The organism is Mucilaginibacter gossypii (assembly GCF_900100945.1).
GTDB classification, from domain to species: Bacteria; Bacteroidota; Bacteroidia; order Sphingobacteriales; family Sphingobacteriaceae; genus Mucilaginibacter; species Mucilaginibacter gossypii.
The window spans coordinates 203476-222732 of sequence record NZ_FNCG01000005.1 but is presented as its reverse complement, the minus strand read 5'-3'; the positions used below and the strand labels follow the sequence as shown (position 1 = coordinate 222732).

The 19257-nt window shown below is 43.3% G+C and carries 19 protein-coding genes and 1 pseudogene; 14 read left to right on the top strand and 6 right to left on the bottom strand.

Annotated features, from left to right (window positions below; genetic code table 11):
* The first annotated feature begins 47 nt into the window (after nucleotides 1-47).
* Together BLS28_RS12655 and BLS28_RS12650 are read left to right on the top strand one after the other, a co-directional pair.
* Nucleotides 48-455 (top strand): Xre family toxin-antitoxin system antitoxin, encoded by a 408-nt coding sequence (locus tag BLS28_RS12655; RefSeq protein ID WP_091167407.1) that lies wholly within the window; start codon nucleotides 48-50, stop codon nucleotides 453-455.
* Nucleotides 452-913, top strand: a complete 462-nt coding sequence (locus BLS28_RS12650) for an RES family NAD+ phosphorylase (protein ID WP_091167405.1) — start codon at nucleotides 452-454, stop codon at nucleotides 911-913. The genes BLS28_RS12655 and BLS28_RS12650 overlap by 4 nt, the downstream gene beginning before the upstream one ends.
* Nucleotides 914-917: 4 nt before the next feature.
* Here the strand turns inward: BLS28_RS12650 and BLS28_RS12645 are convergent, their stop codons facing one another.
* Nucleotides 918-2345, bottom strand: coding sequence for an L-serine ammonia-lyase (locus tag BLS28_RS12645; protein ID WP_091167403.1), 1428 nt, complete (start codon nucleotides 2343-2345; stop codon nucleotides 918-920).
* A 139-nt stretch (nucleotides 2346-2484) separates the two neighbouring features.
* On the opposite strand from BLS28_RS12645, the gene BLS28_RS12640 reads away from it, so the two are divergent.
* Entirely contained in the window at nucleotides 2485-2958 is a 474-nt protein-coding gene (locus tag BLS28_RS12640) for a DUF5684 domain-containing protein (protein WP_256337408.1), read from the top strand.
* Nucleotides 2958-3119 (top strand): annotated as a pseudogene (locus BLS28_RS31560) (DUF2752 domain-containing protein); the annotation flags it as partial. The gene BLS28_RS12640 and the pseudogene BLS28_RS31560, both read left to right, overlap by 1 nt.
* A gap of 18 nt (nucleotides 3120-3137) precedes the next feature.
* Here BLS28_RS31560 and BLS28_RS31325 read toward each other — a convergent pair.
* Both BLS28_RS31325 and BLS28_RS12630 read right to left on the bottom strand, forming a co-directional pair.
* Nucleotides 3138-3293: a hypothetical protein gene (locus BLS28_RS31325; RefSeq protein WP_256337414.1), complete on the bottom strand. Its 156-nt coding sequence runs from the start codon at nucleotides 3291-3293 to the stop codon at nucleotides 3138-3140.
* A gap of 17 nt (nucleotides 3294-3310) precedes the next feature.
* Complete coding sequence (locus tag BLS28_RS12630; protein WP_091167401.1) at nucleotides 3311-4045, bottom strand: RDD family protein; 735 nt, start codon at nucleotides 4043-4045, stop codon at nucleotides 3311-3313.
* A gap of 90 nt (nucleotides 4046-4135) precedes the next feature.
* Here BLS28_RS12630 and BLS28_RS12625 point away from each other — a divergent pair, with 90 nt between their 5' ends.
* The 7 genes from BLS28_RS12625 to BLS28_RS12595 all read left to right on the top strand — a co-directional run bounded on the left by BLS28_RS12625 (nucleotide 4136) and on the right by BLS28_RS12595 (nucleotide 12817).
* On the top strand, nucleotides 4136-5098 hold the full coding sequence (locus tag BLS28_RS12625) for a stage II sporulation protein M (protein ID WP_091167399.1): 963 nt from the start codon (nucleotides 4136-4138) through the stop codon (nucleotides 5096-5098).
* Nucleotides 5099-5971: a hypothetical protein gene (locus tag BLS28_RS12620; RefSeq protein ID WP_091167397.1), complete on the top strand. Its 873-nt coding sequence runs from the start codon at nucleotides 5099-5101 to the stop codon at nucleotides 5969-5971.
* Between the two features lie 7 nt (nucleotides 5972-5978).
* The gene (locus tag BLS28_RS12615; RefSeq protein ID WP_091167395.1) at nucleotides 5979-6743 is read left to right on the top strand and encodes a DUF4129 domain-containing protein; all 765 of its coding nucleotides are present in this window, start codon (nucleotides 5979-5981) and stop codon (nucleotides 6741-6743) included.
* Nucleotides 6740-7921, top strand: coding sequence for a DUF4350 domain-containing protein (locus tag BLS28_RS12610; RefSeq protein WP_091167394.1), 1182 nt, complete (start codon nucleotides 6740-6742; stop codon nucleotides 7919-7921). The genes BLS28_RS12615 and BLS28_RS12610 overlap by 4 nt, the downstream gene beginning before the upstream one ends.
* A 2-nt stretch (nucleotides 7922-7923) precedes the next feature.
* Nucleotides 7924-8901, top strand: coding sequence for an AAA family ATPase (locus tag BLS28_RS12605; protein ID WP_091167392.1), 978 nt, complete (start codon nucleotides 7924-7926; stop codon nucleotides 8899-8901).
* Nucleotides 8902-8909: 8 nt separating this feature from the next.
* On the top strand, nucleotides 8910-10256 hold the full coding sequence (locus BLS28_RS12600; protein WP_091167389.1) for a DUF58 domain-containing protein: 1347 nt from the start codon (nucleotides 8910-8912) through the stop codon (nucleotides 10254-10256).
* Nucleotides 10257-10543: 287 nt separating this feature from the next.
* Entirely contained in the window at nucleotides 10544-12817 is a 2274-nt protein-coding gene (locus BLS28_RS12595) for a Tex family protein (protein ID WP_091167387.1), read from the top strand.
* A gap of 231 nt (nucleotides 12818-13048) precedes the next feature.
* Here BLS28_RS12595 and prfA read toward each other — a convergent pair whose 3' ends face one another.
* Together prfA and BLS28_RS12585 are read right to left on the bottom strand one after the other, a co-directional pair.
* Entirely contained in the window at nucleotides 13049-14122 is a 1074-nt protein-coding gene (gene prfA, locus BLS28_RS12590; protein ID WP_091167385.1) for a peptide chain release factor 1, read from the bottom strand.
* A gap of 329 nt (nucleotides 14123-14451) precedes the next feature.
* The gene (locus BLS28_RS12585; RefSeq protein ID WP_091167651.1) at nucleotides 14452-15198 is read right to left on the bottom strand and encodes a UDP-2,3-diacylglucosamine diphosphatase; all 747 of its coding nucleotides are present in this window, start codon (nucleotides 15196-15198) and stop codon (nucleotides 14452-14454) included.
* A 114-nt stretch (nucleotides 15199-15312) separates the two neighbouring features.
* Here BLS28_RS12585 and BLS28_RS12580 point away from each other — a divergent pair, with 114 nt between their 5' ends.
* On the top strand, nucleotides 15313-15555 hold the full coding sequence (locus BLS28_RS12580) for a hypothetical protein (RefSeq protein ID WP_091167382.1): 243 nt from the start codon (nucleotides 15313-15315) through the stop codon (nucleotides 15553-15555).
* An 11-nt stretch (nucleotides 15556-15566) separates the two neighbouring features.
* Nucleotides 15567-15914, top strand: a complete 348-nt coding sequence (locus BLS28_RS12575) for a hypothetical protein (RefSeq protein WP_091167380.1) — start codon at nucleotides 15567-15569, stop codon at nucleotides 15912-15914.
* Nucleotides 15915-16037: 123 nt separating this feature from the next.
* On the opposite strand, the gene BLS28_RS12570 is transcribed toward BLS28_RS12575, so the two are convergent.
* Entirely contained in the window at nucleotides 16038-16793 is a 756-nt protein-coding gene (locus BLS28_RS12570; protein WP_091167378.1) for an outer membrane beta-barrel protein, read from the bottom strand.
* A 405-nt stretch (nucleotides 16794-17198) separates the two neighbouring features.
* On the opposite strand from BLS28_RS12570, the gene BLS28_RS12565 reads away from it, so the two are divergent.
* Complete coding sequence (locus tag BLS28_RS12565; protein WP_256337407.1) at nucleotides 17199-19253, top strand: prolyl oligopeptidase family serine peptidase; 2055 nt, start codon at nucleotides 17199-17201, stop codon at nucleotides 19251-19253.
* Nucleotides 19254-19257 lie beyond the last annotated feature (4 nt).

Here is a 19257-nt window from a genome sequence, read left to right as displayed (position 1 = left end):
TTCGGCGACAATTGTCGTAAATTTATTGACAATTTACAGCAAACGCCATGAGTGCTCCAAAACCCTATAAATTTATTGATGATGACGAGGTTAATTTAACCTTTATGGTGAGGGAAGGAATCTCATTCCCCTATCTTACCAAATTATCAAAACATATTCATTTTAATATAGATGACTGGGCTTCGTACCTTCATCTTTCCGAGCGTACAATTCAACGTTATAAAAAGGAAAACAAAACCTTTGATCCCATATATTCTGAAAAGATAATCATGATCGAATTACTCTATAAAAAGGGTATTGAGGTTTTTGGCGATGAAAATAAGTTTTACGCCTGGATGGATTATAAAAGCATTCCCCTGGGCGGAGTAAAGCCTAAAGAACTTTTGGATACAGCCTTTGGGATCAATATGATCCGCGATGAGTTGGGCCGTATTGAACATGGCATACTTGCGTGATCGTTTATCGCTTAAGTAAGCAGGCTTACATTCATGACTTAAGCGGCAGGGGAGCTGAACTAAACGGCGGGCGCTGGAACAGTAAAGGAACCGCCGTGGTTTATACCTCTTCGTCACGCGCATTGGCTGTACTCGAAGTCGCCGTACATACACCGCTTGGATTTATGCCTTCTGATTATTTTATGGCGACGATTGAGCTGCCTGATAATGCAGATGTTTTTAAGCCCGGCGTTGATCAGTTACCCGAAAAGTGGAATAGCAACCCCTTGATCAAAGCAACACAGCAAATTGGTGACGGCTTTGTAAAAGTCAACAAATATTTAGCGCTCCAGGTACCATCCGCCACTGTTACGGGCGATTTTAACTACCTGATCAACCCTTTACACCCCGATTTTAAAGCCGTAAAAATTATTAATACCGAATTTTTTGAATTTGATTCAAGGCTGTTTAAGAAGTAAGTAATTAACACTCCGGCAAACTGATAGGGATATTAATTGCCAATCCGCCATCACTTGTTTCTTTGTATTTCGAGTTCATGTCGAGCGCGGTTTGCCACATCGTTTTTACCACGGCATCAAGGCTTACCTTCGCTTTTTCAGGATTGCTTTGCAGCGCTAATTGTGATGCTGTTATTGCCTTAATGGCCCCCATGGTATTACGTTCAATGCAAGGGACCTGTACCAGTCCGCCGATAGGATCGCAGGTGAGGCCGAGGTGATGTTCCATAGCTATTTCGGCAGCCATGAGTACCTGGCGTTGGGTACCGCCCATACATTCGGTCAAAGCAGCCGCGGCCATAGCCGATGATACGCCTATTTCGGCCTGGCAGCCCCCCATAGCTGCCGATATGGTAGCTCCTTTTTTAAAGATACTTCCGATCTCGCTGGCGGTAAATAAAAAGTTGATGATCTTTTGCTCGGTATTGCCATCGCAAAAAGCAATGTAATATTGGAGCACTGCAGGAATAACGCCTGCGGCGCCGTTTGTTGGCGCGGTTACCACACGGCCAAATGAAGCGTTCTCCTCATTAACGGCTAATGCAAAACAGCTTACCCAATCTAAAGTATTTTTAAAGCTGTCGCCGGTATTTCTGATGGCCGCAACCCATTCATCATAATTGCTGTATTTATTATTCCCGATGAGCCTTGCGTTTAATTTTGCGGCGCGCCTTGCCACATTTAACCCGCCAGGCAATTGGCCGGTAGTGTGACATCCCCGGTAAATACACTCTTTTAATGCCTTGAAGATATTCAACGCCCCGGTACGGGTTTCCTGTTCACTGCGCCAGGCCAGCTCGTTTTCGGCTACCACTTCCGAAATCCGAAGACCTGTTTTGATACACCAGTGCAGCAGATCGGCTGCGGTATCAATAGGGAAGGGAAGGTCAACCTCTGCTTTTGATTGCCCTGAAGCACCTTCCTTCACCACAAAACCACCTCCTATCGAGTAGTATGTTTCAGAAATTGCCTTTCCGGTACTTAAAAATGCCTGGAAAGTTACCGCGTTTGGATGATAAGGTAAGCTTTCGTTAAAAAGGAACAGCAGGTCATCCTCAGCATAAAAACTTAATGGTAAAATACCACCGATGATCAGTTGATGCGAACTTTTGATCTGCTCAATTTTAGGTGTTACCTGGTCCACCTCGAAAGTAACCGGGTCATCGCCGCTTAAACCTAATAATATAGCTATATCCGTACCGTGCCCATGACCTGTTTTGGCTAATGAGCCATATAATAATATCTTAACCTGCTGCACCATCGGCAGTACCCCCTGTTGCTCAAGCGACTGCACAAACTGCTGGGCTGCACGCCAGGGGCCAAGCGTATGTGAGCTCGACGGGCCTATGCCTATCTTAAACATATCAAAAACCGAAATCTGTTCTCTTTGCATCAAGTCAAAATTAAGGATAAATTATAATTACAGGTTCTATAATAAATACGTTATGCTGGTGCTTTTGATAAAAATAATTTATAATTTGCATTGAACTTAAACAAATAATAACACTTAAACTTAAACACTAAACAAAATTATGGATTCTTACACTTCTTCTTCCGACATGTCTGCGGGCATGGCTGGTGCTATTTTTGGTGCATTTTTCATCCCGTGCCTTATAATCTGGGTTATTGTGGTGATTGGTAGTTGGAAAGTGTACACCAAAGCAGGAAAACCTGGTTGGGCGTCAATCATTCCAATTTATAACATCATTGTACTGCTTGAGATAATCGGAAAACCGATTTGGTGGATTATCATGCTCTTGATCCCCTGTGCTAATATAATTTTTGGTATTTGGATGATTAACCTGTTAAGTAAAAGCTTTGGTAAAAGTGAAGGTTTTACAATTGGTCTGATTATCTTCCCATTTATTTTTTATCCGATTCTGGGATTTGGAAGCGCAACCTATTTGGGGCCATCTGCCAAAGAGGCACAAGGTGCTACACCATTCAATCCAAATGATTATCGTGATCCGTTCAATAATCAAAACCCTCCTCCACAAAACTATTAATGTGGTTAAATAATATCATGATATATGCTTCCTACAGCCGGTTGGGATTTATCCACTGGCTACAGGGACATTTGTTACCTTGTCCTTTTAAATACCTTACGGGTATAGATTGTCCCGGCTGCGGCTTTCAGCGATCAGTGATGGCGCTCATTCAGGGCGATTTTCAAAAAAGCTTGCTCTTATATCCCGCGGCTATTCCGCTGATCCTTTTTTTTCTCTACGGCGTAGCCGATGTTATTTTTAAACTTGATACTGACAAAGCGGTTGTAAAGAAAACCGTTTTTATGATCAATGGTAGTATCGTGCTTATCAGCTATGTTATAAAGATGTGTCATCTTTATAATCATGTTGCTTATTGATAAGGTTCAGACATGGCGCTTACATGGCTGTAATCTTTGATAATAGCCTGTAAAAACTGCAGGTCGTTCATATCGGGGGGCTGGGCGGATATTTTCAGATGTTCTTTTAATTTGAGCGCCATATTGTAAACCACAACGGCATTATGCGTTTTCATGTAATTATGTATCACGTCGGCTATCAGCCTTACATCGTTATCGTTTAGCTCAGCTACTTCTTTAAAAGTAGGTTCATAATCGTCGCCCGATGGCCTGAATGTTAAGCTGTCTATTTTGGTACGCGGATGTGTTTTTACCATGGCTGTCCCGGCAACCACATCACCTATACGCTGGCCGTTTTCAGTCACCAGGGCGCAAAGTAACGCGCCAAGGTTAAGGGTAATGCCAAAATCAACCATGCGCATCAGCCATCTTAACAAGTACTGCCCAAAGCGGGGGCGGTTGCCATTGAGGCTGATCACCCGTATTTTCATTATCCGCTTGCCAACGCTTTGGCCGTTGAGCAGCGTTTCGCAAATCAAATCGTAAAATACAAATATCGCCGCCATGATTATTGCGCACGTTACCAGCACACTTTCGGGCATTTTTCCGATGATGAGAAAAATAAGGATGAAATAGAAAGCAATGAAAATGGCGTAATCAATTATGCGGGCAACTATCCGTTCGCCAATACCGGCTATTTCATAGTCTATATCAATATTTTGTGTTGTGTGTACGGTTATGGTTTGCATCTTAACAAAGATAAATTTGTTAGTGTAAAATATGATTGCATATTAAAGATTTGTGAGTATTTTAACAAAAAATAAAACCTGCTTTTTAAAATGCGTGAGGCGCTGTTTATCAAACAAAATACCGAAAAATGGAAGGCCTATGAAACCAATAAGCCAACCGATCCGGATGAGCTTGCTGCCGCATTTATAGCCATTACTGATGATTTGGCATACGCCAAAACTTTCTTTCCGCAGTCAAATACAACAAAGTACCTTAACGGGCTTGCATCAACGTTTCACCAGGATATCTACAAAAATCAAAAGGAAAAAAGTAACAGGTTTGCAGCTTTCTGGCGATACGAACTGCCCCTGCTTTTTTTTCAGCATCGCAGGCAGTTATTGTATTCGCTTATCTTCTTTGCTGTTTTTACCTGTATGGGAGTGCTTTCGGCCAAATACGATAATCATTTTGTACGGCTTATCCTTGGCGATGATTATGTGAACATGACCAATGATAACATTGCGAAAGGTGACCCTTTCGGTGTATATAAAAGCAGTTCTTCGGGGCTGATGTTTTTACAGATAGCCATCAATAATGTTTATGTCGAACTGCGCTTTTTTGTGATGGGCTTATTTTTTTCTGTTGGTTCATTATACGCCAGTTTAATGAACGGCGTTATGCTTGGCTCATTTCAGTATTATTTTTTCAGCAAGGGACTGGGAATCCAATCCATACTGGTGATCTGGATCCATGGTACGCTTGAAATGTCGTCGTTTATTGTGGCCGGTGGTGCCGGTTTAGTACTTGGTAACAGTTTGTTGTTTCCCAAAACGTATACCCGGCTGCAATCCTTAAAAAAAGGAGCACTCGAGGGATTAAAAATTACGGTAGGCCTCATTCCCATTATATTATTAGCTGCCTTTTTTGAAAGTTTTGTAACACGGCATACCGAAATGCCTGTTTGGCTAAGTATTATTATATTAGCTTCATCATTACTGTTCATGATATGGTATGTGATCCTTTACCCCGCAAAATTGAATAAAAACCTAAACTATATTAATACCGATCATTAAATGAAATATATTATTGAACTGAGGAGGATCCGTGATTTTGGCGAAATAATAAATGACACCTTCACCTTCCTGAAACAGAATTTCAAACCGCTTTTTTCGTCATTACTCGTTATCTGCGGCTTTTTTGTGCTGGTTGGTACTGTTGCCACTGCATTTTCACAATTATCTGTTTATGACAGTCTTGATCCAGGCGCTAAAGGCGACTATAACAGCACCCTCAAAGTGGGTATAAGTGCTGCTGCAAACGGTTTCGTGATGATGCTGGCGCAATTTTTTATATACCTTACTACCCTGTGTTTTGTCGCGGTTTATCTTGAAAAAAAAGGAGATAAACCAACGGCGCAAGACGTTTGGGGTTATTTTAAATATTACTTTTTCCGTTCGTTAGGGAGTGGTCTTTTATTATTCATCCTGCTCATTTTCGGTTTTTTATTTTGTATAATACCAGGCATATATCTTACGCCGATATTTTACCTTATTTTGCCTACCATGATCATGGAGAATGCCTCATTTGGATACTCATTCAATAAAGGCTTCCGGCTTATAAAAGATAACTGGTGGATGGTTTTTGGGATCATATTTGTTTGTTCGCTGATAGTTAGCGTAAGTAATTCAATTGCCAGTATACCTTTAATGCTTGTTGCCTCATTACGGATCCTCGTTTCTTTTAAATATCTTTCAATAGCAGCAGTGATATTTTTCAGTATGCTTCAAAATATTTTACTACTTACTTATGCTATTCCAACCATAGCCATTGCCTTGTGTTATTTTAGCCTCCAGGAAAGAAAAGACGGAACCGGGATATTAGAGCGTATAGAAGCATTTGGCACACATGCCGATAAGGCCGACGATCTGCCTGCCGAACAATACTAATTGAGCTATGCCCAAACCGATACTAATCCTTTTCATACTGTTGTGCTTTGCCCTCAAGCCGGCGGCTGCTAAAGTTGGTGGACATGCTATCTCCTTAAAAACAGATACCGTTGCCAAAAAAAAGCCCCTGGTTTTGCGTATGGATAGCTCGAAGGTTAACGTACGCCGTTTTAACGAAGACGCGCTTGATAAATACCGGGCCGACAAGGAATATCAGTATAACGATAAAAGTATAGGCAATGAGCTGTCGTTCTGGGATAGGTTTTGGATGTGGTTTTGGCGTACGTTGTTTGGCAGCTTAAGCATAAGCCCCGGCTTTGGATCTTTTTTAAAGTACTTCTTTTTGATACTGGCTGTAGGTGCGATCATTTTCTTCATCATGAAACTTTTGGGTATGGATATGGGCAACCTGTTACTGGGCAAGTCCCGTAAAACACCGCTGGCCTATACCGAATCGGCAGAGAATATCCACGAAATTAATTTTGATGAGGAGATTGAAAAGGCAATTTCAAATCATAACTACCGGCTGGCTGTTCGCCTGCTTTATCTGCGGAGTTTAAAACAGCTCAGTGATAACGGCCTTATCCAATGGCTGCCCGAAAAAACCAATTCAGCATATGTGTACGAATTAAATAATCCATCCGTACGGCAGTCTTTTGTGTCGTTGACCCGGCAGTTTGAATATGTATGGTATGGCGGTTTCAATATTGATGGCGCTGCTTTTGGCAATATAAACCAGTTGTTTCAAAACTTTAAAAAACAGCTGTTATGAAGGACCTTAAGATTTACTTTATAATAGCCACAGTATTGTTTGCCGTTTACATAGTGGCAAACATGAATAAGCCCAGGGATATTAACTGGACGCCTACGTTCAGCAATACTGATAAAATCCCCTATGGCACGCGGATGCTTTATGAGCGTGCCCGGGATATTTTTCCCGGTGCTGTGATCAAACCTAAACGCCAGGCCATTTACAATACTATTGCCGAAGATTCCATTAAGGGTTCATCCTATATTATCATAGCAGGAGGGCTCAATATTACCAAGCCCGATTTTAAACAGCTTAAGCAATATATAACTGCCGGTAACGATGTTTTTATTGCCGCCGGATTTTTAGGGGCCGATTTTGAAAAGGAACTTAAAATAAGCATCACTAATAAATTTGCGGTTAATGGAAATGCTCATACGTTAATGCATTTTGTAAACCCGGCCCTGTCGCCCGAGGTGAATTATTTTGTTGATAAAGGTTTAACGGCAGGCTATTACGATAAATTTGATACCGCACATGCAGTAGTTATAGGTGAAACGGACGACCATAAGGCCAACTTACTGAAGTATCCGATGGGGAAAGGCAACCTGTATTTAACGCCCAATCCGGGTATGTTCACTAACTACAGCTTGTTAAAGCCTCAGGGGGCCGAATGGGCTTCTACTGCTTTATCCATGGTAAAGAAAACGCCAGAGATAGTTTGGGATGAATATTATACCCAGGGTACCGGTGAGAATGACTCGCCGATGAGGGTATTCCTTGGGAATGCGCAGTTGAAAGCGGCTTACTATCTGACGTTGTTTAGCTTGCTGATATTTGTGCTATATGAGACGAAAAGACGTCAGCGCATTATCCCAATTATTAATCCGCTCGAAAACTCAACTGTTGATTTCGTGAACGTAGTGGGGCAGGTATACTATGAACGAAGGGACAACATTAACATCGCCCGGAAAAAAATGCAGTATTTCTGGGCTTTTATACGCGAAACCTACCGGATAAAAGCAAACCGGCCAGGTCCCGAATTTGTAGAAGAACTGGTTAACCGTACCGGTGCAACCGAAGACCTTGCCCGTGAATTGTCCGGTGCATTTATCTTCATCAGTACTCATGACATTGTAACAGATCAAGAGCTCATCAGGCTTAACCAACTTATTGAACAATTTTATATCCAATCCAGATAAATATGGAAAACGAATTTTTTGAACAACGTACCGATCTATCTAAATTAAGCACTGCTGTTGAGCAAATAAAAGCCACGCTGGCAACCATCATCGTAGGTCAGCATGATTCAATCGATTTGCTTATTGCGGGGATCCTGGCCGATGGGCATATCCTGATTGAAGGTGTGCCGGGCGTTGCCAAAACACTTACCGCAAAGCTTATTGCCAAAACTATAGATGCCCGGTACTCCCGTATTCAGTTCACACCCGATCTGATGCCATCGGATATCCTGGGAACCTCTGTTTTTAACCCTAAAACAACCGAGTTTGAATTTAAACAAGGGCCTATTTTCGGTAATATCATCCTGATAGATGAGATCAACCGTGCACCGGCAAAAACACAGTCGGCCTTGTTTGAGGTAATGGAGGAGCGACAGCTTACTATTGATGGGCACCGTTACAAAATGGAAGAGCCTTTTACCGTTTTTGCAACACAGAACCCGGTTGAGCAGGAAGGTACCTACCGCCTGCCTGAAGCCCAGCTGGATAGGTTTTTGTTTAAGATAGAAGTGAAATATCCAACGCTTGAAGAGGAAATAACTATCCTTAGTCGTCAGCATCAGCAAAAAACAACCGATCAGCTAAGCCAGGTACAACCTTTACTCGCCGCTGCGGATATCAACCAGTTGCGCAACCAGGTGAGGGCCCTGCATGTAGAAGATAAGATCCTGGAGTTTACAGCTAAAATTATCCACGAAACACGTAACAGCAAATACCTGCAGTTGGGCGGCTCGCCGCGTGCGTCGCTGGCTATTGTTAATGGAGCCAAAGCGCTTGCTGCTACCAGGGGGCGTGATTTTGTTACGCCCGATGATATTATTTATGTTGCCGCCCCTGTGCTCCGCCATCGTATTATGTTAACGCCTGATAAGGAGATGGAAGGCGTAACGCCCGACGAGGTGATAACCCAGGTAATACAAAAAATTGAAGTGCCACGATAGTAAAGCGCGTGAAAAAACTATTCCGACTATTTTATACCAACTTGTTTTTAACTAACCGTTTATTCGGCGCGGTTGCTGCCTGTGTGGTATTGTATTTACTTTCGTTTTTCTTCCCCTGGCTGGGCATTATGCCCGACATCGCGTTTTACGCCTTATTGGCATTATTAATTGCCGATCTGTTTATACTTTACCGTGTTGCAGATGGCATGTCTGCCAAACGCCTTGCCCCCGAGCGCTTGAGCAACAGCGACGAAAACGAACTTAGTATTTATATCGAAAACCGGTATAGTTTCAGGATTAACACCGGAATTATAGATGAGATCCCCGCACAGTTTCAGAAACGTGATATTTGGTTTGCTACAACCCTTGCCCCCGGCGAACGTAAGCAGATTAATTACATACTGAGGCCAACCCGCCGGGGCGAATATGAGTTTGGCTTTATCCGGGTTTTTGTGCGATCGGCTATTGGTCTGGTATCTAAACGTTACAATTTTGAGCAGGCTGAGACTTTGCCCGTTTATCCTTCGTTTTTACAAATGCGTAAGTATGAACTGATGGCTATATCAAACCGGCTCACCGAGATAGGCATTAAGAAAATCAGGAGGATTGGCCACAGTATGGAGTTTGAACAGGTAAAATCCTATGTTCCGGGCGATGACTATCGCACCATAAACTGGAAGGCCACAGCCCGGCGGGGCGACCTGATGGTAAACTCCTATACCGACGAAAAATCGCAGCACGTTTATTGCATCATTGATAAATCGCGGGCTATGCGGATGCCTTTTGAAGGGTTAAGTTTATTGGACTATGCCATTAACGCAAGCCTTGTGCTATCAAACGTAGCCCTGCTTAAAGAAGATAAAGCGGGTTTAATAACTGTAGGCGAAAAAATAGGTTCTATAGTGCCTGCCGATAAGAATTACGCACAGCTTAATAAGATAATGGAGGTTTTATACAAGGAAAAAACCCGTTACCTTGAAACCAACATGGAGGCGCTTTATACTACTGTACGCAGGGTAATAAAACAAAGAAGTCTCGTTGTTTTCTTCGCTAATTATGAAAGCTTACCTGCATTACAAAGGCAGTTGCCTTTTTTACGACGGATAGCCAAGTTTCACCTGCTGTTGGTAGTCTTCTTTGAAAATACGGAATTAAAAACCCTGAGCGAACAGCCTGCCAAAGATGTTGAAGGCATCTACATAAAAACCATTGCCGAAAAGTTTGCTTACGATAAAAAATTGATGGTAAAAGAGCTGGCCAGCCACGGCATCCAGTCGATACTGACATCCCCCCAAAACCTTACCATAAACACAGTAAACCGCTACCTGGAAATAAAGGCGAAGCAAAAGATATAAATGACCATACATTTCCCGAATTGTCATTACGTAATTACCCATTGCGCTAATGTTACTTATCGTGATCATGCATTCTTTGCATTTTGAAACTTAAAGAAAAGATCAGCATTTTTAACATCGGGCGGTTTAGCGCGCCGCAGAGACAATTTTAAAACTGCCGGATAACAAAATGTACCCTATATTTACATTACCAACAATAGCCCAATCAAAAACTTTCAACTTTTTGTTAGCAATCTTTTTTTGAATTGTAAGCCTATTCCCTCAACTTCGCAGTCCGAATTTTGATTATGAGTATTCATTATAAAATAATAGCTACAGAGCTTTCTGTAGCTGAGAAACAGGTTACCGCTACGGTAGGCTTGCTTGATGAAGGAGCTACCGTTCCGTTTATTTCCCGTTACCGTAAAGAACTTACCGGCAGTTTGGACGAGGTACAGGTTGCCACTATTCGTGATCGTGTACAGCAATTGCGGGAACTGGATAAACGCCGTGAGGCTATCCTGAAATCGCTTACAGACATGGGCAAACTAACGCCCGAGCTTGAAAAACAGATCAACGAAGCAGAAACGATGGTTACTTTGGAGGACCTTTATCTTCCTTATCGCCCAAAACGCAAAACCCGTGCTACTACAGCCCGCGAAAAAGGCCTGCAGCCATTGGCCGATGTTTTATTGGAACAAAAAAATATCGACCCCGAACTGATAGCTGCCGAATATATCAGCGATGAAAAAGGCGTAGCCAGCGTTGAAGAAGCTTTAGCCGGCGCAAGGGATATCATTGCCGAAACCATAGCCGAAAATGCTGAAATACGTACCAAAATCCGAGAGCTGTTTGTTGAAAAAGGCACTTTTGCATCAAGAGTGGTTGAAGGCAAAGAAGAGGCAGGCATTAAGTACAAAGACTATTTTGAATGGACTGAGCCTGTTAAAACAGCGCCATCGCACCGCGTATTAGCCATGCGCCGCGGCGAAAAGGAAGAGATACTATGGCTCGACCTGAAACCTGAAGAAGATGATGCACTGGAGATATTGGAAAATTCAGTTATCAAAGCAAACAACCCAGCTGCCGGACAAATCCGCCTGGCTATTACCGATGGCTACAAACGCCTGTTAAAACCATCGATGGAAACAGAGGTGCGCCTGCTTACCAAAAAGAAAGCCGATGAGGAAGCGATCCGCGTATTTGCAGAAAATGCCCGCCAGCTATTGCTGAGCGCACCGCTTGGTCAAAAACGCGTAATGGCGCTTGACCCAGGTTTCCGTACCGGTTGTAAACTGGTTTGTTTGGATGAGCAGGGCAAACTGCTTGAAAATACCACCGTTTACCCACACACCGGTGCAGGCCAGGCGCGTGAAGCCGAAAAAACGGTACAGCACCTGTTCCAGAAATACAATATCGAGGCTATTGCTATAGGTAACGGCACCGCTGGCCGCGAAACAGAAGTATTTGTTCGCAACCTGAATTTACCGGGCGTGACTATTGTAATGGTTAATGAAAGCGGTGCTTCTATCTATTCGGCATCTGAAGTGGCGAGGGAAGAATTTCCGGATTATGATGTAACCGTAAGAGGGGCCGTATCTATTGGTCGCCGTTTGATGGACCCATTGGCCGAGCTGGTAAAGATCGACCCAAAATCAATTGGTGTAGGCCAGTATCAGCATGATGTTGACCAGAACAAGCTGCAAACCTCATTAGATGACACAGTGATCAGCGCCGTGAACGCGGTGGGGGTTGAGTTAAACACTGCCTCAAAACAGATCCTGGCTTATGTATCAGGCCTTGGTCCGCAATTGGCACAGAACATTGTAGAATACCGCAACCAGAACGGCGCTTTTAAACGCCGCGAGCAACTGAAAAAAGTTCCGCGTTTGGGCGATAAGGCTTTTGAACAGGCAGCAGGGTTTCTCCGGATCCACAATGCCGAAAACCCGTTGGATACCAGTGCAGTTCACCCGGAGCGTTATGGCTTGCTTGAACAAATGGCTACTGATATGAAGTGTACGGTGAAAGACCTGATGAGCAATCCAACCCTGCGCAAAAGCATTCCGTTGCAAAAATATGTTTCCGAAACAGTTGGCCTGCCAACCCTGAATGATATCATGGCCGAACTTGCCAAACCGGGCCGCGACCCGCGCGAGCAGTTTGAAGCTTTCAGCTTTACAGAAGGTGTAAATGCTATCGGCGATCTGAAAGTTGGCATGAAGCTGCCGGGCATCGTCACCAATATTACAGCCTTTGGTGCTTTTGTTGATATCGGCGTTCACCAGGATGGCCTTGTTCACCTGAGCCAGATCACCAACCGCTACATTAAAGACCCTAACGAAGTATTGAAAGTACATCAAAAGGTTGAGGTAACTGTTACCGAGGTTGATGTGAACCGCAAGCGTATTGCCCTATCCATGAAAGAGAACGACAAAAGCGAACCGAACCAGCGTCGGAGCGATGACCGCCGTCCGCAAGGCAATAACAACAAGCCCAACTTTAATAAAAGGGTTGAAAAAGAACCGGAGACAGATATGGCTTTGAAGCTGGCGGCTTTGAAGGGTAAGTTTAAGTTGTAATATGCGTTCGTGCCAGCAACAACAATTCAAATGGGTGTCATGCTGAGTGTTTAAATCCGTGGACTCTGAAGGTAAAATAACAAAAGAGGGCCTGTCAGTCTGAGCCTGTCGAAGACTCGCGCGCAGACTGACAGGCCCTCTCTTTAAAGTGATTCGCTCTTAAAGATTTCTCCTAAACAAAAAATCCCCAACCTTACGGCTGGGGATTTCTATTTAATATCTGATTATAACTTACGCTACTGTACCTTCTTTCAGCTTCTCAGCATTCTCTGCAAACTGAAGCGATTCAAGGATTTCCTGCAGGTCGCCGTTCAATACGCCAGGCAGGTTGTAAATAGTTAGACCGATCCGGTGTTCAGTTAAACGACCCTGAGGATAGTTATAGGTACGTACCTTGGCCGACCTGTCGCCGGTTGACACCATGGTTTTACGTTTTTTTGATGTTTCTTCCAGGTGCTTTTGCAGCTCCATTTCGTACACCCTTGAACGTAGTACCTGTAAAGCCTTATCGTAGTTTTTTAATTGTGATTTCTGATCCTGGCACTGGGCAACAATACCTGTAGGGATGTGGGTTAACCTCACAGCCGAATAGGTAGTATTTACCGACTGACCACCAGGCCCTGAAGCACAGAACAAATCTTTACGGATATCACTAACCTGCAGGTCGATATCAAACTCATCAACTTCGGGCAATACAACCACCGAAGCTGCTGATGTGTGCACCCTGCCTTGTGTTTCTGTATCAGGCACACGTTGTACACGGTGTACGCCCGATTCATATTTAAGGGTTCCGTAAGCGTCTTCGGCGTTTACGTTAAATACAATCTCTTTATAACCGCCGCTGGTGCCTTCGGTATAATCCACCAGCTCGGTACGCCAGCCGCGTTTTTCGCAATAGCGCATATACATGCGGTAAAGATCGCCGGCAAAAAGGGCTGCCTCATCACCACCGGTACCACCACGGATCTCCACAATAGCATTTTTAGAATCTTCAGGATCTTTAGGAATCAGCATCAGGCGAATTTCTTCCTCCTTTACTTCCTGTTGAGCAAGCAGTTCGTCAAGTTCCATTTTGGCCATCTCACGAAACTCTTCATCTTTTTCGGTAGCCAGGATCTCTTTATTGGTTTCGATATTGCTCATAATGTTGCGGTATATATGATACTCATCAACAATTTTGGCAAGATCTTTATATTCTTTATTCAACTGGGCAAAACGCTTCATATCCTGCATTACCTCAGGATTGCTTAGCTCACCTTCAACATTTTTCCAGCGCTCGTATATCAGCTCTAATTTATCTAACATATTTTATAAATAATAATGCAGCTAAAACTGTTTGATATTGAACCGGCTTATGAAAGATTTAACGTTTCGGGCGGCTTACAGGCTTACTGCAAAAAAGTGCACAAAAGTACGCATTTTACTGCATATTTTAATTCAGCGGATTGTAAGTTGTTTTTCTTAGTTTATAGATGATGGTTCATAGATCATAGAGCACCCCGCCAATGGTTCATAGTTTATGGACCATAGGTAGCTCGGCTTATAGATCATAGTTCATGGATCATAGCAAAGCCACCCTATCAATATCAATTAGTCCAATCAAAAACCATGAACCATGATCTATTAACCATGAACTAAACAAAATACTCCAGCCTCAATTCATTACCATCAAAAACCGCATAAGAAAAATATGAAATCCATTCGCCAAGGTTAATATAACGGCTTTGAGGGGTCATTTGAATATCAAGCGGCATATGGCGATGGCCAAAAACAAGGTAATCGTAAAAATTAGTCTTTAATTCTTCACGGCAAAAATTTACCAGCCATTCCTGTTCGCCTGGTTTTGGATTTTCTTTCTTTGCATTGGTATCCCGGCTGTGGCGGCTCCATTTATTGGCGATTCCCACGCCAAGGTTTGGGTGAATGCGGGCAAACAGCCACTGGCAAAACCGGCTCCTGAAAAAACCTTTCAAAAACTTATAAAAGTTATCCCCCGGACCAAGCCCATCGCCATGATGAATGAAAAATTTCTTTCCGCCGCGCTCAATTTTTAATTCGTTGCTGATGATAGTTGCGCCCAGTTCATTTACAAAATAATCAAACATCCACATATCGTGGTTGCCTTTAAACAGGTAAAGCTTTACACCGGCATCGGCAAGTTCGGCAAGTTTGCCAAGGAAACGGATGTAGCCTTTGGGCACTACGGTTTTGTATTCAAACCAGAAGTCGAAAACATCGCCCACCAGGAATAGTTCGGCGGCATCATGCTTAATACTGTCGAGCCAGCGCGTTATCTTATCTTCGCGTTGGCGGCTTGAGGCATATGTGCCTGTGCCTAAATGAACATCAGAAGCAAAATAGAGTTTGTCGCGAACCGGCATATCGGCAAAAGTACGTTTTAACAGCCAAACAGAAAAGATAAAGATTGTTACACAATAACCAGCAAACAACGCCGTATCTTAGTGGTTATTCAGCATACATTAAACATTAAAATTATGGCAATCCCCGAAAACCCAAATCTTGACGATGCGCAGGAAGATAAAGACCCCGGCAATGAATATGAGCAGAATGAAGGCCAGGATACCGGTAACGAAATAATTGATAAAAGCGAACCGGATGTAGCCGGACTGAACGCGGCCTCCAGGGCATCAGAATCAGCGTTTACTTTAAATTTTGAAGATGGCTATGCCCCTGCTCCGGATAAAAAAGACGAAGACCAGCAAGCGCCAAAGCACTGATATATTAAGCAATGAAAAAAATATTACTGCCGGCATTGATCATGATTGTTTTTGCCAGTAAGGCATCTGCACAGTCAAAAGGCTTTACCATGGCTGATTTCAAGGCTAATATAGGCAAAACAGGCACTTTGTGCGATACTGTTTACTCGTACAAAGCGGTGAGCGACACACTTACCCTATTAAACTTAGGCGCGGCTTACCCAAGGCAAAAATACACCATAGCGATAAAGGGCAATAAAATAAAGCTCGACCTGTCTACGATAAAAGGAAAACACGTATGCGCAACCGGCACATTTGAGTTTTTTAAAGGTCAGCCCGAAATCGTAGCCGACAAACCAGAGCAGATCACGGTTAACTAACAAACTATCAACACCTTATAAACAAGAAAAGCAGATCAATGATCTGCTTTTCTTGTTTATAAGAGAATAATCTTATTAAGGTTTTTTAGCCTTAAGCTTTATGCATTTCGCCTTTAGCTTCAATTAAAAAGCTTTGTACAAGCCAAATACAATTTGTCCTTCGGTAATTGGCTGTTTGGTGACTAAACGGCCTACATTAAGCGTACGCCCGGTTGTTGTTACATCATATCCCTGCGATTTAACATAATTACCTTTAAGCGATAAACCCCAGCCGGCACCCATATCAAACCTGATAGCCGCGCTGCCGCCGTAAGCAAAAGCATAGCCTTTAGCACTTTGCTGGGTAATGCTGCCGGTTTGCGCGTCAACACCGGCAACACTAATGGTTAACTGCGGTGATGTTTGGCTTTTGATAGCACCTGCCGATGCTCTTAAATCAAATGACAGGCTTCGCCATACAAAGGTGTATTGCGGGCCTACTAACAGGTTAAAGCTACGGTAACGTTTATCGGCTGTTACGGTTCCCTGGTCGGCTTTAAAATCGGTTGTATAGCCTTGCGATAATATCAGGTCGTCATCATATGAAAAATTGCTTTGGTCCTGGTATGAAAAAGTATAACCGATACCAAAATTTCTGTAGATATAATATGCTCCGTCAAGCTGGAAGGTAACGCCCTTATTTGCAAAGCCCGATTTATTATTTTTATAATCCACCTTTTGGAAATCGCTTAACGGATAAGAAATACCCATACCTAAGCCCACATAAGGTTTAAGTTTTACTTTGGTTTCGTCATCTTTATCGTTGGTATCCTGAGCTTTTGAAGTAAATGCCAGCAGCATTAAAAGGCCTGCTGTAAAAAAAGTAAGGGTTTGTTTCATGTTTGTTATTATGTAACTGTATTACCGTTAGTTGCCGCTGCATCCTTAACCGCAAAGCAAACGTGTAAAAAAACGCATTATTATTGATACTTCGGTGATAACAAGCTCCGCTTCCGGGTTAAAAATCACACGGGTTATCAACTGCAAAAAGTTAAAGGGGGTAATTTTTAATAATTTGCCCTTATTTTACAACAGTTTTTTCACGCCGCTAATATAGCCTGCCACGGGCAATTAAACAGCAACCGGGTGTAAAATTAACAACTTTTAACCTTTTGAACCGTTATTGCCTTGCGGCAATGTAACCTGAATGGCTATCTTTAGTTGCCTGTAATTTAAACAACCATGACAAAAACGTTCTGTTTATTAGCATTAGCTGTTTTATTTTGCAGCTATACACATGCACAAATGACTATAAAAACACTTCCATACCCTAAAACAAAAAAAGTTGATGTTGTTGATACCTATTTTGGCACACAGGTGCCCGATCCATACCGCTGGCTGGAGAATGACCATGCCGATGATACCAAAGCCTGGGTACAGGAAGAAAATAAGGTAACGTTCAACTATCTCGATCAGATCCCTTACCGCGCCGACATTCATAAGCGCCTGGAGTTTTTATGGAACTACGAAAAGTACAGCGCCCCTGTTAAGGAAGGTAAATACATTTACTTTTATAAAAACGACGGCTTACAAAGTCAGAATGTGCTATATCGCCAATTAGGCGATAACGGCGCCCCCGAAGTTTTTCTCGACCCGAATAAATTCTCTGCCGATGGTACTACCTCTTTACAAGGCATCGAGTTTAGCAAAAACGGTGAGCTGGCAGCCTACCAGATCTCTGAGGGAGGCTCGGACTGGCGCAAGGTTATCATTATTAACACCGAAGATAAAAGCGTTGTGGGTGATACCCTGAAAGATGTAAAATTCAGCGGACTGGCATGGCATGGTACCGATGGCTTTTATTACAGCAGCTATGATAAGCCGACAGAAGGCAGCCAGCTTTCGGGTATGACACAATTTCATAAACTTTATTACCATAAGCTGGGCACACCTCAAAGTACCGATAAGCTGATCTTCGGCGGTGATAAAACCCCTCGCCGTTACATAGGCGCTTACCTTACCGAGGATGAACGCTTTTTGGTGATCACAGCCGCCACTTCAACAACCGGCAACGAGCTTTATATCCGGGACCTGAGTAAACCCGGCAGCCAGATCATTAACGTTGTGAACAATTTTGATAACCAGCACAGCGTTTTGGATAATGTGGGGAGCAAGCTTTATATCCTCACCAATATCTACTCGCCCAATTTTAAAATAGTTACTGTTGATGCCGGCGAACCGGGTATCACCCATTGGAAAAACCTTATCCCCGAAACTAAAAACGTGTTAAGCGCCACTACCGGCGGAGGCAAAATTTTTGCCGAATACCTGCAGGGTGCCACCTCGCTGATCCAGCAATATAATATGGATGGCAAACTTGAACGTACTATCCAGTTGCCATCAATAGGCTCCGCATCGGGTTTCGGCACAAAAAAAGAAGACAAGGTTACCTATTACACTTTTACAAATTATATATACCCGCCTACTATTTTTAAGCTGGATATTGAAACCGGTACCTCCGCTGTCTATAAAAAATCGGGGGCAAAGTTTGATCCTGAACAGTATGAATCAAAACAGGTGTTTTATACCTCGAAGGATAAAACAAAGATCCCAATGATCATCACCTATAAAAAAGGGACGGTACTTAACGGGCAAAACCCAACCTTGCTGTATGCTTACGGTGGTTTTGGCGTTAGCTTAACCCCTGCTTTCAGTACATCAAACATCATATTGCTTGAGCATGGAGGTATTTATGCTGTGCCTAACCTGCGGGGCGGCGGCGAGTACGGCGAAACCTGGCACCGCAAAGGCATCAAGCTAAAAAAACAAAATGTGTTTGATGATTTTATTGCCGCGGCCGAATACCTTATCAAAAACAAATATACCTCCAAAGATTATCTTGCCGTTTCGGGCGGCTCAAACGGGGGCCTGCTGATTGGGGCAATGCTAACCCAGCGCCCCGATTTGTTCAAAGTAGCTTTCCCTGCTGTTGGTGTGCTGGATATGCTGAGGTATAATAAATTTACTGCCGGGGCCGGCTGGAGCTATGATTATGGTACCGCCGAAGATTCGGAACAAATGTTTAAATATCTTTATAACTACTCACCGTACCATGCCCTTAAACCGGGCATTTACCCTGCTACCATGGTTACTACCGCCGATCATGACGACCGTGTAGTACCCGCCCATTCCTTTAAATTTGCGGCACGCCTGCAGGAATACCAGCAGGGTACTGCGCCAACACTTATCCGCATTGAAACCAATGCCGGCCACGGAGCAGGACAAAGTACAGCCCAGCTCATCAATGGCCAGGTTGATAAATGGGCTTTCATGTTCTGGAATATGGGGATAAAATGGTAACGAT